At 61.3% G+C, this 14,113-nt stretch carries 11 protein-coding genes; 5 read left to right on the top strand and 6 right to left on the bottom strand.

Annotated elements, in window-relative coordinates:
* Position 1: 1 nt before the first annotated feature.
* Entirely contained in the window at positions 2-1,483 is a 1,482-nt protein-coding gene (sufB, locus tag AB8A23_RS19535; RefSeq protein WP_439058494.1) for a Fe-S cluster assembly protein SufB, read from the bottom strand.
* Between the two features lie 108 nt (positions 1,484-1,591).
* Complete coding sequence (locus AB8A23_RS19530) at positions 1,592-2,800, bottom strand: cysteine desulfurase family protein (protein WP_439058495.1); 1,209 nt, start codon at positions 2,798-2,800, stop codon at positions 1,592-1,594.
* A gap of 276 nt (positions 2,801-3,076) precedes the next feature.
* Here AB8A23_RS19530 and AB8A23_RS19525 point away from each other — a divergent pair, with 276 nt between their 5' ends.
* Complete coding sequence (locus AB8A23_RS19525) at positions 3,077-3,724, top strand: alpha/beta hydrolase (protein WP_068736626.1); 648 nt, start codon at positions 3,077-3,079, stop codon at positions 3,722-3,724.
* Positions 3,725-3,829: 105 nt separating this feature from the next.
* Here AB8A23_RS19525 and AB8A23_RS19520 read toward each other — a convergent pair whose 3' ends face one another.
* The 3 genes from AB8A23_RS19520 to AB8A23_RS19510 all read right to left on the bottom strand — a co-directional run bounded on the left by AB8A23_RS19520 (position 3,830) and on the right by AB8A23_RS19510 (position 6,782).
* A complete protein-coding gene (locus tag AB8A23_RS19520; RefSeq protein ID WP_439058496.1) occupies positions 3,830-5,356 on the bottom strand; it encodes a porin in 1,527 nt (508 codons plus the stop codon).
* Between the two features lie 75 nt (positions 5,357-5,431).
* Positions 5,432-5,623, bottom strand: a complete 192-nt coding sequence (locus tag AB8A23_RS19515) for a hypothetical protein (protein WP_439058497.1) — start codon at positions 5,621-5,623, stop codon at positions 5,432-5,434.
* A 49-nt stretch (positions 5,624-5,672) separates the two neighbouring features.
* Positions 5,673-6,782 (bottom strand): anhydro-N-acetylmuramic acid kinase, encoded by a 1,110-nt coding sequence (locus tag AB8A23_RS19510; protein ID WP_439058498.1) that lies wholly within the window; start codon positions 6,780-6,782, stop codon positions 5,673-5,675.
* Between the two features lie 155 nt (positions 6,783-6,937).
* Here AB8A23_RS19510 and tyrS point away from each other — a divergent pair, with 155 nt between their 5' ends.
* The 4 genes from tyrS to AB8A23_RS19490 all read left to right on the top strand — a co-directional run bounded on the left by tyrS (position 6,938) and on the right by AB8A23_RS19490 (position 13,166).
* On the top strand, positions 6,938-8,188 hold the full coding sequence (gene tyrS / locus AB8A23_RS19505; RefSeq protein ID WP_439058499.1) for a tyrosine--tRNA ligase: 1,251 nt from the start codon (positions 6,938-6,940) through the stop codon (positions 8,186-8,188).
* A gap of 84 nt (positions 8,189-8,272) precedes the next feature.
* The gene (locus tag AB8A23_RS19500; protein ID WP_439058500.1) at positions 8,273-9,490 is read left to right on the top strand and encodes an MFS transporter; all 1,218 of its coding nucleotides are present in this window, start codon (positions 8,273-8,275) and stop codon (positions 9,488-9,490) included.
* Between the two features lie 110 nt (positions 9,491-9,600).
* A complete protein-coding gene (locus tag AB8A23_RS19495; protein WP_120290292.1) occupies positions 9,601-11,295 on the top strand; it encodes a methyl-accepting chemotaxis protein in 1,695 nt (564 codons plus the stop codon).
* A gap of 176 nt (positions 11,296-11,471) precedes the next feature.
* Positions 11,472-13,166 carry a methyl-accepting chemotaxis protein gene (locus tag AB8A23_RS19490; RefSeq protein ID WP_439058501.1) on the top strand — a complete coding sequence of 565 codons (1,695 nt, stop codon included), beginning with the start codon at positions 11,472-11,474 and terminating at the stop codon, positions 13,164-13,166.
* A 75-nt stretch (positions 13,167-13,241) separates the two neighbouring features.
* Here AB8A23_RS19490 and AB8A23_RS19485 read toward each other — a convergent pair whose 3' ends face one another.
* On the bottom strand, positions 13,242-14,012 hold the full coding sequence (locus AB8A23_RS19485; RefSeq protein ID WP_120289404.1) for an SDR family NAD(P)-dependent oxidoreductase: 771 nt from the start codon (positions 14,010-14,012) through the stop codon (positions 13,242-13,244).
* Between the last annotated feature and the right edge of the window lie 101 nt (positions 14,013-14,113).

Raw genomic sequence — 14,113 nt, 5'->3', positions numbered from 1 at the left:
ACTATCCCACGCTGCCTTCGAGACTGATCGAAATCAGCTTCTGAGCTTCCACCGCGAATTCCATCGGCAGTTGCTGCAACACGTCCTTCACGAAACCGTTGACCACGAGGCCGACGGCTTCTTCCTGCGACAGGCCACGCTGGACGCAATAGAACAGCACGTCTTCGGAGATCTTCGACGTCGTTGCTTCGTGCTCGAACAGCGTCGAGGCGTTCTTCGCCTCGATATACGGCACGGTATGCGCACCGCACTGATCGCCGATCAGGAGTGAGTCACAGGCCGTGAAGTTACGCGCGTTCGTCGCCTTGCGATGTGCGGTGACGAGGCCGCGATAGGTGTTCTGCGACTTGCCGGCAGCGATACCCTTCGAGATGATCCGGCTCGTCGTGTTCTTTCCGAGGTGGATCATCTTGGTGCCGCTATCGACCTGCTGATAGCCGTTCGAAATCGCGATCGAATAGAACTCGCCGCGCGAATTGTCGCCGCGCAGGATGCAGCTCGGATATTTCCAGGTGATGGCAGAGCCGGTCTCGACCTGGGTCCAGGAAATCTTCGAGCGGTCGCCGCGGCAATCACCACGCTTGGTGACGAAATTGTAGATGCCGCCCTTGCCTTCGGAATTGCCGGGGTACCAGTTCTGGACCGTCGAATACTTGATCTCGGCATCGTCATGGGTGACGAGCTCGACGACAGCCGCATGGAGCTGGTTCTCGTCGCGCTGCGGCGCCGTGCAGCCTTCGAGATAGCTGACATAGGCGCCCTTGTCGGCAATGATCAGCGTTCGTTCGAACTGGCCGGTGTTGCGCTCATTGATGCGGAAATAGGTCGACAGCTCCATCGGGCAACGCACGCCCGGCGGCACATAGACGAACGAGCCGTCGGAAAACACCGCGGAGTTCAGCGTGGCATAGAAGTTATCCGAGGTCGGCACGACCGTGCCGAGATACTGCTTCACCAGGTCGGGATGTTCGCGGATGGCTTCCGAGATCGGCATGAAGATCACGCCAGCCTGCTTCAGCTCCTTCTGGAACGTGGTCGCGACCGACACCGAATCGAACACGGCATCGACGGCGATCCTGCGCTCACCTTCCGGACGCACGACGCCTTCCAGCGCCTCGATCTCGCGGAGAGGAATGCCGAGCTTCTTGTAGGTTTCGAGAATTTCAGGATCGATCTCGTCGATCGAGCCAATGGTCTTCTTCGGCTTCGGCGCCGAATAGTAATAGAGATCCTGGAAGTCGATCTTCGGATACTCGACCCGCGCCCACTTCGGCTCTTCCATGGTCAGCCAGCGGCGATACGCCTCAAGACGCCATTCCAGCATCCATGCCGGCTCGTTCTTCTTGGCGGAGATGTAACGAACGGTTTCTTCGGAAAGGCCCTTCGGGGCCTTCTCGGATTCGATGATGGTCTCGAATCCATAACGATATTGATCGACGTCGATCTGGCGAACCCGATCAACGGTCTCTTGTACGGCAGCCATTTTATCCTCCGCTCGCGGTTTCAAGGACCGCGGTGGATCAATCCAGAAACGTGAAACTCAAAGCTTGTCGGGGTTCTTTACGATGTTCCCGCGGGGAAATCACCCCTCTTAGAACCGTTCAAGCTGTGTTTCGTCGCTATGTTTAAGTAGTGTACCCGAGAGCTTTCGCCAAGCCTCCAGGCACCGATCGACGTCCGCTTCGGTGGTCGACCAGCCCAGACTGAGACGCACAGCACCCCGGGTCAGCTCCGGCCCGAAACCCATGGCTTCGAGCACGTGAGACGGCTGTACCTTACCAGAAGAACAGGCCGATCCCGACGATACCGCAATACCTTCGAGATCAAATCCAATTACGGCGGTCTCGGCGCGCAATCCGGGGGCGCCGAACAGGACCGTATTGGGCAGACGCGGCACATCTTGGGCGAACACAAGTCCATTGCTGGATTGCCGCAAGCCCGCCTCAAGCCGCTGACGCAGTTTTTCGACCCGTTTCATGTCATCAAGCGACGCGATAGCGGCCGTCACGGCGGCGCCGAAGCCGGCGATTCCGGGCACATTCTCGGTTCCCGCCCGACGCCCCAGTTCCTGCCCGCCGCCGCTGAGCAGCGCATTGAGCCCGGCGACGCCATTGGCCAAGACCAGCGCACCAATACCCTTTGGGCCGCCGATCTTGTGCGCAGAAATTGATAGAAGATCAGCCTGCAATAATTTGATATCTATTGGTATCTTTCCGAACGCTTGCACCGCATCGACATGCAGCAAGCCGCCGGCGTCATGCACGATGCCCGCAAGCTCAGGAATTGGTTGAAGGGCGCCGGTTTCATTATTGGCCAACATCACGGAAACCAGCGCCGGCTCCCCACCCGCCAGGAGCGCCCTCAACTCATCCGGTTTCACGACGCCATCGCGGTCCACGCCCAGCACCTGGAGGTCTTCCGCGGCGAAGCGCCCGCCCGCGAGCACCGAGGCGTGCTCCACCGCGGAGACGATCAGCCGCCGCACGGCCGCGCCTGGATTGCGCACCAGCCCGGGCGTTAGCGCCAGCACATTGGCTTCGGTTCCGCCTGAGGTGAATATGACGTTTCGCGAATCTGCGCCCAAGGCACCTGCGACCGCCGCACGGGCGTCCTCAACGGTCCGGCGGGCCTGACGGCCCTCGGTATGAACCGATGACGGGTTACCAGCCAAATCCCACGCGGCCACCATCGCCGCCCGCGCCTCAGGGCGTAGCGGTGTCGTCGCATTCCAGTCGAGATAGACCCGGTCTTTGGCCAATTCTGCTTTACCTTGAAGGACTTGGAGCCCTGCTGGCGGCATCGGACGTCGTCCGGTGCCGCGCGCCGTCTCTCTTAGCCCAATTGCTCACCAAATGCGCCCGCGGCAACGCATGTCACGGCCGCGGACACGTTCAATATGCTTGCTTTTCGCCCCTGCGCTCATGGTAGAACGCGGCCTCAACTTCACCCGGTGCCGCCCGCCATCAACCTGACGGTGCCCGATCGCCCTTTCCTCGCAGGGTCCCCTCCGAGCCATTCTCGCCGAGCCCTGCGCGAAACCGGCTGATCACGCCAAGAACGGGACCTAAGGATCACTATGCCCGAAGTTATTTTTACCGGTCCCGCAGGCCGTATTGAAGGCCGCTATCATCCGGCCAAGCAGAAGAACGCGCCGATCGCCATGGTGCTGCATCCGCATCCGCAATTCGCGGGCACGATGAACCACCAGATCGTCTACCAATGCTATTACGCCTTCGTGCATCGCGGCTTCTCGGTGCTGCGCTTTAACTTCCGCGGCGTCGGCCGCAGCCAGGGCTCGTTCGACCATGGCACCGGCGAGTTGTCGGATGCAGCGGCAGCGCTCGACTGGGCACAGACGATCAATCCCGAAGCGCGCGCATGCTGGGTTGCCGGTTTCTCGTTTGGCGCCTGGATCGGCATGCAACTCCTGATGCGCCGCCCCGAGGTCGAAGGCTTCATCTCGATCGCGCCGCCGGCCAATCTCTATGATTTCTCGTTCCTCGCACCCTGCCCGTCCTCGGGCCTGATCGTGCACGGCGAGAAGGATGCGGTCGTGCCGCCGAAGGACGTCAACACGCTGGTCGAGAAGCTGAAGACCCAAAAGGGCATCGTGATCGATCAGCACATCATTCCGGGTGCCAATCACTTCTTCGATAACAAGCTCGAGCCGCTGATGGAATCGGTCACCGGCTATCTCGACATGCGCCTCGCCAACGTACGCTAAGGCGTCGATCGGCCTCACGCCGGCCGCTTCATGTCAACCTAACAAAAAGCCCTCGGCCGGATCGGCCGAGGGCTTTTCAGTTTCAGTTTTAGGTCCTGATCGGGATCAGAACGAGCGCAGGATCTGGACCGAGCCGTTGTAAAGATTCTGATCCTTGATCTGGTAGGCCTGATTGGGCTTGCCACTTGCCGTGCCGGTATAGGTGCCGTCGAGATTCTGATCGAGGCGGCTATAGGTGAATTCAGCCGACAGGGTCAGGTTCTTGACGGGGGTCCATGCAGTACGTGTACCGACCTGGGCAATTCCGAAATCAAAATTGTTGGTCGTGCCAGTAATGCTGCCAGCCGTAGAGCCCGGGTTGGACGAACTGCTCGTTCCCAGGCGACCGCCGGCCGGGCTGAATGCCGCGGCGAGCATCGCGTTGCCGGCATCGCCATAGGAGATATGGCTGTAGTTGCCGAACACCGAGGTGCGCCATGCCCTGTTCCAGTAGTGCTCATAGAAGGCACTGACTTCCCAGGCATCACTCTGCTGGATCGAGCTTCCCGGTGAATACACACCATCGAGCACGTAGCCGAAGCCAACCGTGTTGCCATCGAACTTGGCAAAACGACCGCCGCCGGAGGTTTCGAGCGAACCGCCGGTGAAGGCATAACGCGCGGCGCCCTTTGCATAAGACGCTTCGATCTTCAGGCTGTCGTTTGCACCGGTTGGCAGGACCTTGAATTCCACCGCGCCGCTGACGGCAAAGCCGTAGACATCGTCAGGATGCCCGAAGGATTCATTTGCCCCGTAGAAGCCGGCCGTGGATGTGTGCATGGCCGCAGCGAAATGCAGCGAGCCCCACTTCTGATCGAGCCGAAGGTTGCCGACGACATCAGGAATATGGTTGCCGCCCGTGGCGTTGCCGAAGAACGTGTTCGAATTGGTGCCGTAGAAGGCACCGGTGAACGACCCCGCGCCCGGCGCGACGATGAAGTTTGCGGTGTTGTAGAGGCCGGCATTGCGATAGGGCGACGCATTCTCGAGCGCGATGGTGCCCGAGAAGCCGTTGCCGAATTCAGCGGTGTAAGCGATTTGGGGAATGCCGGTCGTATTGCTCGAACCCGCAAGGAAGCCCGATGAGATCCAGGGCTTGGTCAGCGCCCATTGCGGATCGAAGTTCGAAACAGCCTTACCTAAGGTGAATCCGGCGAACTGGATGAATGCGAAATCCACTTCCGTGAAGCCGCCGGCGATGCTGTCGCGGTTCTGCGTGAAGTCGAGCTGCATGTTCGCATAGGTACGCACCACGCCGTATTCGGAGGCCGTGCGCGTATCGGTCGTGATGTTGATACGTTCGCGTGTGAGGAAGTTATCCTTGGTCCAGAGATTGTTGCCACCGGCGCCGCCCTGCCAGAACGGCGCGTCGTACGGGCCACCGTTAAAAGTCGTATCAAGGCGGATCGCGCCGCCGATCTTGATGCAGGTGTCGGTGCCCGGGATGTAGTAGAAGCCGGCACCGTAGATCGAGCAGATCTTCACGTATTCGACAGCCTTGGCCTTCACCGGAAGGTCCGCCGCCTGGGCAGTGCTCGCTGCCAGCAACGCTGCGGCGGAACCAAGTATCATTTGCTTCATCGTGGTGGTCATGTCGCCTCCGTACCGATCGTGTCGGCACGCGCGATTGCCCCGGGCGTGCCATTCATGAGGCAGAGTTGTGGAAGATCATGTTGCGAAACAATGCGCGCGGTCGATTGTCGCAGCATCATTTTCCGGCTGTGTGCTTTCGGCAACATAATCGGCAAGCCGCGGCATTTCCGTACCGAACTTATCACGAGATTTAATGATGCCATCACGCATCCGTGTCCGCGGCAGCTTGCCGACTACCACAGGCTCGACGCCGTTATTCGCGATCAACCTGATTCGTTGAGTGAGTCGAATCGCCTTAGCTATGGCGAACTTCGCACTAGCTCGCGAGGTAGTCCGCTCTCACACCGCCCGTCATCGGCTCCGGCACACCAGTCGTTGCCGGATAGCTCAACGGCAAGCCCGCAAGCGAGCGCACCGCCAGGAACGCGAAGGCCTGCGCTTCCATCGCATCGGCCGACCAGCCCAGGTCATTCGCACTCTCGACGCTAGCGGCCGGCAATCGCTCCCGCAGCATGCGCAGCATCGTCGGATTGCGTGCGCCGCCGCCGGTGATGATCCAGCTGCGCGGCGGCTTCGGTAACAGCGGCGCAATGCTGGCGATGGTCGCCGCGGTGAACGCCGTCAGTGTCGCTGCACCATCAGCCGGAGTCGTATCGCTCAGTTGCAATGCAGCGAAGTGATTGCGGTCAAGCGACTTCGGCGGCGCTGCCGCAAAGAACGGATTCTGCAATCCCCGCGCGATCCACGCATCATCGACGCGGCCCTGCGCCGCCAGTGCGCCATCCGCATCGAACGGCTGCCCCGTTGCGCGCAACACGAAATCATCGAGCAGCGCATTGCCCGGACCGGTGTCGCAGGCAATCAACGCGATATCGCCATCAATGTAAGTCACATTGGACACCCCGCCGATATTGACCACGGCCACGGGCCCGTCGCGATGCAGTCCCTGCGCCAAGGCACGGTGATAGACCGGCACCAGCGGCGCTCCCTGCCCGCCCGCAGCCACGTCAGCCGCGCGCAGGTCGTGGATCACCGGCAGGCCGAGCATCCCGGCAAGACTCGCCCCATCGCCAATCTGCACGGTGAGTCGATCGGCGGGACGATGCAGCACGGTCTGGCCGTGAAAGCCGATGATGTCGATGCTGCCTCGTGCGATGCCATGATCAGTCAGAAACGCCTCGACCGCCTCAGCATGGACCGATGTAACCACCCGCTCCGCCTCGGCCAGACTGCCCGGTCTGATATCGCGCCGGCTCAGTTGCACGGCCTCAGCCAGCGCCTGGCGCAACACGGCACGCTCAGCCTCGCTATATGGCCGATACCCCGACGGGCCAAACGACCCGACCCGTTCGCCATCAGTCTCGATCAGGGCGACATCGACCCCGTCCAGCGAGGTTCCGCTCATTAGTCCGATCGCGGTCAGCATATCAGGCACACGGCAAAGCCCTCATTTCCGGTCAAAACTTGTGTCGAAGCGTCCAATCTTATAATGCCACAGGCACTTTGGGGCAGCCAGCACGCCCCCACCTTGCCGCCAATCCATTGAGACAGCGTAAAATTATCCAACCGAGCCGTAAACCGATGACCAGCTACAAGTCCGATTTTCTCAACGTCCTGCAGAGCCGCGGCCTGATCCATCAGGTCTCGGATGCCGAGGCGCTGGACGCCGCCTGCTGCAAGGGACCGGTCACGGCTTATGTGGGTTATGACGCCACGGCGACCAGCCTGCATATCGGCAATCTGATCTCGGTGACCATGTTGTACTGGTTTCAGCAGACCGGCCATCGCCCGATCACGCTGATGGGTGGCGGCACCTCCATGGTCGGCGACCCGTCGTTCCGGGACGACCAGCGACAATTGCTGACGGTCGAGAAGATCGCGGAGAACATCGAAGGCATCAAGAAAATCTTCGGCAAGATGCTGACCTATGGCGACGGCCCGACCGACGCACTGATGGTCAACAATGCGGACTGGCTGCTGAAGCTGAACTATGTCGAATTCCTGCGCGACGTCGGCCGCCACTTCTCGGTCAATCGTATGTTGTCCTTCGACAGCGTGAAGCTGCGCCTTGATCGCGACCAGTCGCTGTCCTTCCTCGAATTCAACTACATGATCATGCAGGGCTACGACTTCGTCGAGCTCAACCGCCGCTACGGCACGCTGCTGCAGATGGGCGGCTCCGACCAGTGGGGCAACATCATCAATGGCGTCGATCTCAGCCACCGCATGGGCGGCCCGCAGCTCTACGCGCTGACAACGCCGCTGCTCACCAAGTCATCTGGCGAGAAGATGGGCAAGTCGGCCTCCGGCGCCGTCTGGCTCAATGGCGATCTCTTCAGCCCCTATGACTTCTGGCAGTACTTCCGCAACACCGAAGATGCAGACGTCGGCCGTTTCCTCAAGGTCTTCACGCGCCTGCCCCTCGACGAAATCGCCAAGCTCGCGGCCTTGGGCGGTTCGGAGATCAACGAGGCGAAGAAGATTCTCGCCACCGAAGCGACGGCCGTAGTGCACGGCCGCGATGCAGCAAATGCCGCTGCGGAGACGGCACGCAAGACCTTCGAGGAAGGCGCGCTCGCCGACAGCTTGCCGACCGTCAATATTCCGCAAGCTGAACTTGAAGCAGGCGTCGGTGTCCTCGCGGCCTTCGTCAATGCCGGTTTCGTCGCGTCGAACGGCGAAGCGCGGCGGCAGATCAAGGGCGGCGGCTTACGCGTCAACGATGTTGCGGTGACCGACGAGAAGATGATGCTGACCCCCGCGTTGCTGACGGAAGGCGTCATCAAGCTCTCGCTCGGGAAGAAGCGGCACATCCTGCTCAAGCCTGCATAGCCACATTCATCCAGCGCACTTGTTCATGCACGGTGAAACGCGCTCCATGGCGCAGCTGTCGCAAACGCCGTGAAGAAGAGCCAGATGGATTTGAAGTCGTCGCAACGCATCGGACTATCGGTCCTCGGCCTCAGCTTCACCTTTGCGCTGTTCGGCCGGGGACTGCAGGAGAGTTTCTCGGTCTTCCTGCTGCCTATTTCACAATCATTCGGCTGGGACCGTAGCGAAGTCGTTTCGATCTATTCGTTGACGGCGCTGTGCGTCGGCCTGTCATCTCCATTGATCGGCCGGCTGTTCGATCGCTCGGGGCCGCGCACGGTATTCGTCGTCGGCCTTTCGGTCCTTGGACTTTCGTTGCTGGCCGCCGCCTATGCCCAGCACCTGTGGCAGTTTCAGCTCGCCCTCGGTGCCTGTTTCGGCTTTGCCGTCGCCTGCATCGGCAACGTCCCGAATGCGCTGCTGCTGGGACGCTGGTTCGGCAAGCGACTGCCGCTGGCAATGTCGGTTTTCTATTCCGCCACCGGCGCAGGCGTCCTGGTGATGCTGCCGCTTGCCCAGCTTCTGATCGATCGCATCGAGTGGCGTGGCGCCTACCGCACCTTCGGCATGATCGCGCTGGCCCTGCTGGTACCCACCATATTGCTACCTTGGCGTAAGATCAGCGCGGGGTCGCCGCATCTCGATAAATCGGAGAAGCACGACGACATCATCGACGAAGGATGGACACTGGTCGGCGCCATGCGCCATCACGCATTCTGGGCGCTATTCGGCACATTCTTCTTCACTGCCATCGGCATGTTTGCAATCACGCCGCAAGTGGTCGCCTATCTCGTCGATGTCGGCTTCCCGCCTCTGCAAGCAGCGACGGCTTGGGGCTTCAGCGGCATAGCGCTGCTGTTCGGCATGATCGGCGTCAGCTGGCTCGACGGCGTGATCGGTCGACGGCCGTCGATCCTGTTCAGTTATTCAATGTCGATCCTCGGCATCGTGATGCTGTGGCTGCTGCAATGGTATCCGAACTACGCGCTGCTCACCGGCTTCGTCGTCTGCTTCGGCAGCATGATCGGATCGCGCGGCCCGCTGCTGTCAGCGACCGCCATGAAGATCTTTCGCGGCAAACGGATGGGCACCATTTATGGGACGATCACCTTCGGCAGCGGGCTCGGAGCGGCACTTGGCTCATGGACCGGCGGCCTGCTGCATGACTGGACCCAGAGCTATAACGCGCTGCTCGCCTTTGCCTTGATCAGCGTCGTGATCGGCATGATCCCGTTTCTCGTCGTCCCTGTCTTGCGCCGCTAAATCGCTACACGCGCGTTCGCACAGCGAACTCGTTGAGTTTGTCAGCTTTCACGATTGGTAAGCGACTCGCTGGTATCTCTTTGCCAGTAGTGCTCCGATCAGAGGTCGACATGAGTTTGCTTAGCCGTTTCACCATTCGCACCAAGCTCACCAGCATGGTGCTGGTCTCTGCTGCGTCTATTTGCGCCATCATCGCGGTGGCCGCTTCGCTGAGCCAGAAGCGCATGCAGCAAGACCGCATGGAGCAGCTTCACACTGCCGTCGATCTGATGGTCGGCATGGCCGACAGCATGCAGGAAGAAATTGCAGCCGGAAAGATCACCCTGGCTGACGCCCAGATGCGCTATCGCCAGCTCGCCCGCAACATGACCTTCGGCAACAAGCAGGGCTATCTCGTGGCCTACAGGCCCGACGGCGTCCTGTTGGTAAATGCCGGTAATCCGAAGTTGGAAGACAAGAACACGGGCGCCAAGGATTCCAACGGCATTCTGATCTCAAGGGCCATCATCGACGCCGCACGCCAGACCGCAAATGGCGGCAGCACTTACTATCTCTATCCGCGTCCCGGCCAGACCGAGCCGACCGCCAAAATGGTCTTTGCTCGTTACTATGCCCCATGGGATATCACCTTCAGCACCGGCCTTTATATCGATGACCTCGACGCCGACGTTAATGCTCTCCTCGTCCGCCTCGGCTCGCTCGGCGCCGGCGTCCTTGCTGTGATGGCATTGCTGTCCTTTCTGATGGCCAGCGACATCCTGAGCGCACTCCGCCGGCTGCAGGCTCGTATGCACGCGATTGCCAATGGCGCGCTCGATGAGAATGTCGGCGAAACCGATCGCGGTGACGAAATCGGCCGCATGGCCGAAACGCTGGAAATGCTGCGCCAGACCTCGCTGACCGCCCGCTCCCTCGAAGCCGAGCAGGCCAAGTTGAAACAGATGAGTGAAGCCGAGAAGCGCGATGCGCTGATTGCCCTCGCCGATCGTTTCGACTCCTCTGTCGGTCAGTTGGTCGGCCTGATGGCGTCCGGTTCCACCGAGCTCGAAGCCACCGCGCAGTCGATGAGTGGCACTGCCGCCCGCACCAATGACCAAGCCGGCATCGTCAACACTGCCGCCTTGCAAGCCAGCACCCGCGTGCAGACGGTCGCCGCCGCCGCCGAGGAGCTGTCATCGTCAATCGCCGAGATCGCGCGTCAGATGGCGCAGTCGGCCAAGATCACCACCCACGCCGTCGACAGCGCCCGCCGCACCGACACCATCGTGCGTGCCCTCGCCGACGGTGCTCAGCAGATCGAGCATGTCGTCGAACTGATCTCCACCATCGCCGGCCAGACCAACCTACTGGCGCTGAACGCAACGATCGAAGCAGCCCGTGCAGGCGATGCAGGTCGCGGCTTCGCCGTCGTGGCGACCGAAGTGAAGAGCCTCGCCGGCCAGACCGCCGACGCCACCAAGGAAATCAGCACCCGCATCGCGCAGATCCAGAGTGCGACCAAGGAAGCTGTCGACGCGATCCAGGGCATCACCGCCACTATCGAGGAAGTCAGCGCCATCGCCACCACGATCGGCTCTGCGATCGAGGAGCAAGGTGCCGCGACCGCAGAGATCGCCCGCAACGTGACCCAGACGGCGCAGGCGACGCAGGACGTCACCACCAATATTGGCGGCGTCAGCGCTGCCGCGCATGAGACCGGCGACGCTGCCGGCATGGTGCTCAACGCCGCTTCCGGCCTATCGAAGCAGGCCGAGCAATTGTCTGGCGAAGTCACGACGTTCCTCGCCGGCGTGCGGGCTGCCTAAGCATGACGAACTAAACCCCATTGAATGAAAGGCGCAGTCAGCAATGACTGCGCCTTTTTCATTTCAGGACCTGACGAAGCGGCACATGCTGAAAGGGATGCATTGCAACCCGTGATTTACCATTGGTAAGCAGGTTGACGGTATTATTGTCTGGCCACTCTCACGCCGAGGTCCAGATGAGTCTGCTCAGTAACTTCACGATCCGCACCAAGCTCGTCAGCATGGTCGCGGTCTCTGCCATTGCGGTCTGCGCCGTCATCGCGGTCGCCGCTTCGCTTAGTCAGAAGCGGATGATGGAGGATCGGATTTTGCAGCTCCGCACCGCCGTCGATCTCGTCACTGGTCTCGCGCAATCGCTCCAGGACGAAGTTGAAGCGGGCAAGATGAAGCTGCCGGAAGCTGAAGATCAGCTTCGCCTGCGCAGCCGACGCATGTTGTTCGACAAGGGACAGGGCTACGTGCTCGCCTATCGCGCCGACTCCACCGTGATGGTCCACGGCACGCTTCCGAAACTCGAAGGCACCATCACCAACGGCAAGGATTCGAACGGCGTCCTGATCGCCTCCGCCGTCATCGCCGCCGCCAACAGCAAGCCTGAAGGTGCGACCGCGACCTATCTGTATCCACGTCCTGGACAGGATGAGCCTCGGCCGAAAGTCGTGTTCGCGCGCAAATTTGCGCCGTGGAACGTCGTCATCAGCATCGGCGTCTATGTGGACGACCTCGATGCCGACATGAATGCGCTGCTGATGCGCCTCGGCGCTATCGGTGCTGGCGTCCTCGCGCTGATGGCGCTGTTGTCCTGGCTGATTTCCAGCGACATCCTCGGTGCACTTCGCCGGTTGCAGTCACGCATGCATGACATCGCCAACGGCGCGCTCGACGCCAAGGTCGAGGAGACTGATCGCGGCGACGAAATCGGCCGCATGGCGGAAACGCTGGAAATGCTTCGGCAGACCTCACTCACGGCACGGTCTCTCGAAGCCGAGCAGTCCAAGCTGAAGCAGATGAGCGAAGCCGAGAAGCGCGAGGCGTTGATCGCCCTTGCCAATCGTTTCGACGCATCCGTCGGCCAGCTGGTCGGACTGATGGCGTCGGGTTCGACCGAGCTCGAAGCCACCGCGCAATCCATGACGGGCACGGCCGATCGGACCAACCAGCAGGCCACGATGGTCAGCTCGGCTGCGACCGAAGCCAGCACGCGCGTGCAGACGGTCGCATCTGCCGCCGAGGAGCTATCCTCGTCGATCACCGAGATCGCACGTCAGATGGCCCAGTCCGCCAAGATCACGTCGCACGCGGTGGATAGTGCACGCCGCACCGATACCATCGTGCGGGCGCTGGCGGATGGCGCACAGCAGATCGAACATGTCGTCGAGCTGATCCAAACCATCGCTGCCCAGACCAACCTCCTCGCTCTGAACGCCACCATCGAAGCTGCGCGCGCTGGCGATGCCGGCCGCGGCTTCGCGGTGGTCGCCACCGAAGTGAAGAGCCTCGCCGGGCAGACCGCCGATGCCACCAAGGAGATCAGCACGCGCATCGCGCAAATCCAGAGCGCGACCAAGGAAGCCGTCGATGCCATCCAGGGCATCACGGCCACGATCGAGGAAGTCAGCGCCATCGCCACGACGATCGGCTCGGCCATTGAGGAGCAAGGCGCGGCGACTGCCGAAATTGCTCGCAACGTGACGCAGACAGCGCAGGCGACCCAGAACGTCACCACCAATATCGGCGGTGTCAGCTCGGCAGCGCACGAGACCGGCAACGCTGCGGGCATGGTGCTGAGTGCGGCAACCGGCCTATCGAAACAGGCCGAGCAACTGTCCGGCGAAGTCAAAACCTTCCTCGCCGGCGTTCGCGCCGCCTGACGCAGATATCCCTCAAGCACGAAGGGCGCGGTCAGCAATGACTGCGCCCTTCGCTATTTTAGGAGTAACTGCCGATCAACGCGCGGTGAAGCCGCCGTCCACCGGCAGCGCAACGCCCGTGATAAAGGAGGCATCGTCCGAACCGAGCCACAGCGCGGCATGCGCCACATCCTCGGCCTTGCAGAGACGGCCCATGGGCACCGCCGCCAAAAGCTTGGCCTCGTTGGCCGCAGCTTCCGCTGCGACGCCCGAGCGGCCGGTGAAACCGAGCTTCATCGGTGTATCCGCAAGACCCGGGCAGATCACGTTGACGCGGACTTGATCGGAAGCAAATGCCTGTGCCAGCGACTTGGTGAGGCCGACCACAGCGAACTTAGCAGCCGAATAGATCGGGCTCATCATGGAGCCGACAATGCCCGACACCGACGAGGTGAAGATCACCGAGCCGCCGCCGCGCTTGCGCATGTGCTTGATCACTTCGCCGGCCGCCAGCGTCGCCGAGGTGACGTTGAGCGCCATCGCAAATTCATAGGCCGTGAGGTCGAGATTCTCGACGCCGGCCGGCCCCGGTGTGCCGGCATGGGCCCAGAGGATATCGATACCGCCGAGCGCGGCAGCCGCGTCGTTGATCGAACTCTTCATCTGTTCGGTCTTCGACAGATCGGCCTGGATGGTGGTGAGCTCATAACCCAGCTTCTTCATGTCGGATTTGAGCTGCGCGAGCGCGTCCGCATTGACGTCAATGGCGGCGACCTTGGCGCCTTCCTTGAGGAACAGTTCGACGCCGGCGCGTCCCATGCCCGATGCAGCAGCGGTGACGGCGGCGAGTTTATTGGCGAGACGCATTCTGTTGTCCTTGTGATGGTTTTGATATCGCGGTTCAGAAAAAGAAAAACGCGCAGTGCGGGGTCACCGACATCTACGCGTTCTCGTCGTTCGTTGTTGTG

Source organism: Tardiphaga sp. 619_E2_N8_4, assembly GCF_051810905.1.
Taxonomy (GTDB): domain Bacteria; phylum Pseudomonadota; class Alphaproteobacteria; order Rhizobiales; family Xanthobacteraceae; genus Tardiphaga; species Tardiphaga robiniae.
The sequence above is the reverse complement of the archived record's forward strand: the minus strand, read 5'-3'. Positions and strand labels throughout refer to the sequence as shown.

Excerpts from the sequence above, each read along its gene's own strand:
- sufB (WP_439058494.1), bottom strand. The coding sequence starts at position 1,483 with ATGGCTGCCGTACAAGAGACCGTTGATCGGGTTCGCCAGATCGACGTC.
- AB8A23_RS19530 (WP_439058495.1), bottom strand. The coding sequence starts at position 2,800 with ATGCCGCCAGCAGGGCTCCAAGTCCTTCAAGGTAAAGCAGAATTGGCC.
- AB8A23_RS19525 (WP_068736626.1), top strand. The coding sequence starts at position 3,077 with ATGCCCGAAGTTATTTTTACCGGTCCCGCAGGCCGTATTGAAGGCCGC.
- AB8A23_RS19520 (WP_439058496.1), bottom strand. The coding sequence starts at position 5,356 with ATGACCACCACGATGAAGCAAATGATACTTGGTTCCGCCGCAGCGTTG.
- AB8A23_RS19510 (WP_439058498.1), bottom strand. The coding sequence starts at position 6,782 with ATGCTGACCGCGATCGGACTAATGAGCGGAACCTCGCTGGACGGGGTC.
- tyrS (WP_439058499.1), top strand. The coding sequence starts at position 6,938 with ATGACCAGCTACAAGTCCGATTTTCTCAACGTCCTGCAGAGCCGCGGC.
- AB8A23_RS19500 (WP_439058500.1), top strand. The coding sequence starts at position 8,273 with ATGGATTTGAAGTCGTCGCAACGCATCGGACTATCGGTCCTCGGCCTC.
- AB8A23_RS19495 (WP_120290292.1), top strand. The coding sequence starts at position 9,601 with ATGAGTTTGCTTAGCCGTTTCACCATTCGCACCAAGCTCACCAGCATG.
- AB8A23_RS19490 (WP_439058501.1), top strand. The coding sequence starts at position 11,472 with ATGAGTCTGCTCAGTAACTTCACGATCCGCACCAAGCTCGTCAGCATG.
- AB8A23_RS19485 (WP_120289404.1), bottom strand. The coding sequence starts at position 14,012 with ATGCGTCTCGCCAATAAACTCGCCGCCGTCACCGCTGCTGCATCGGGC.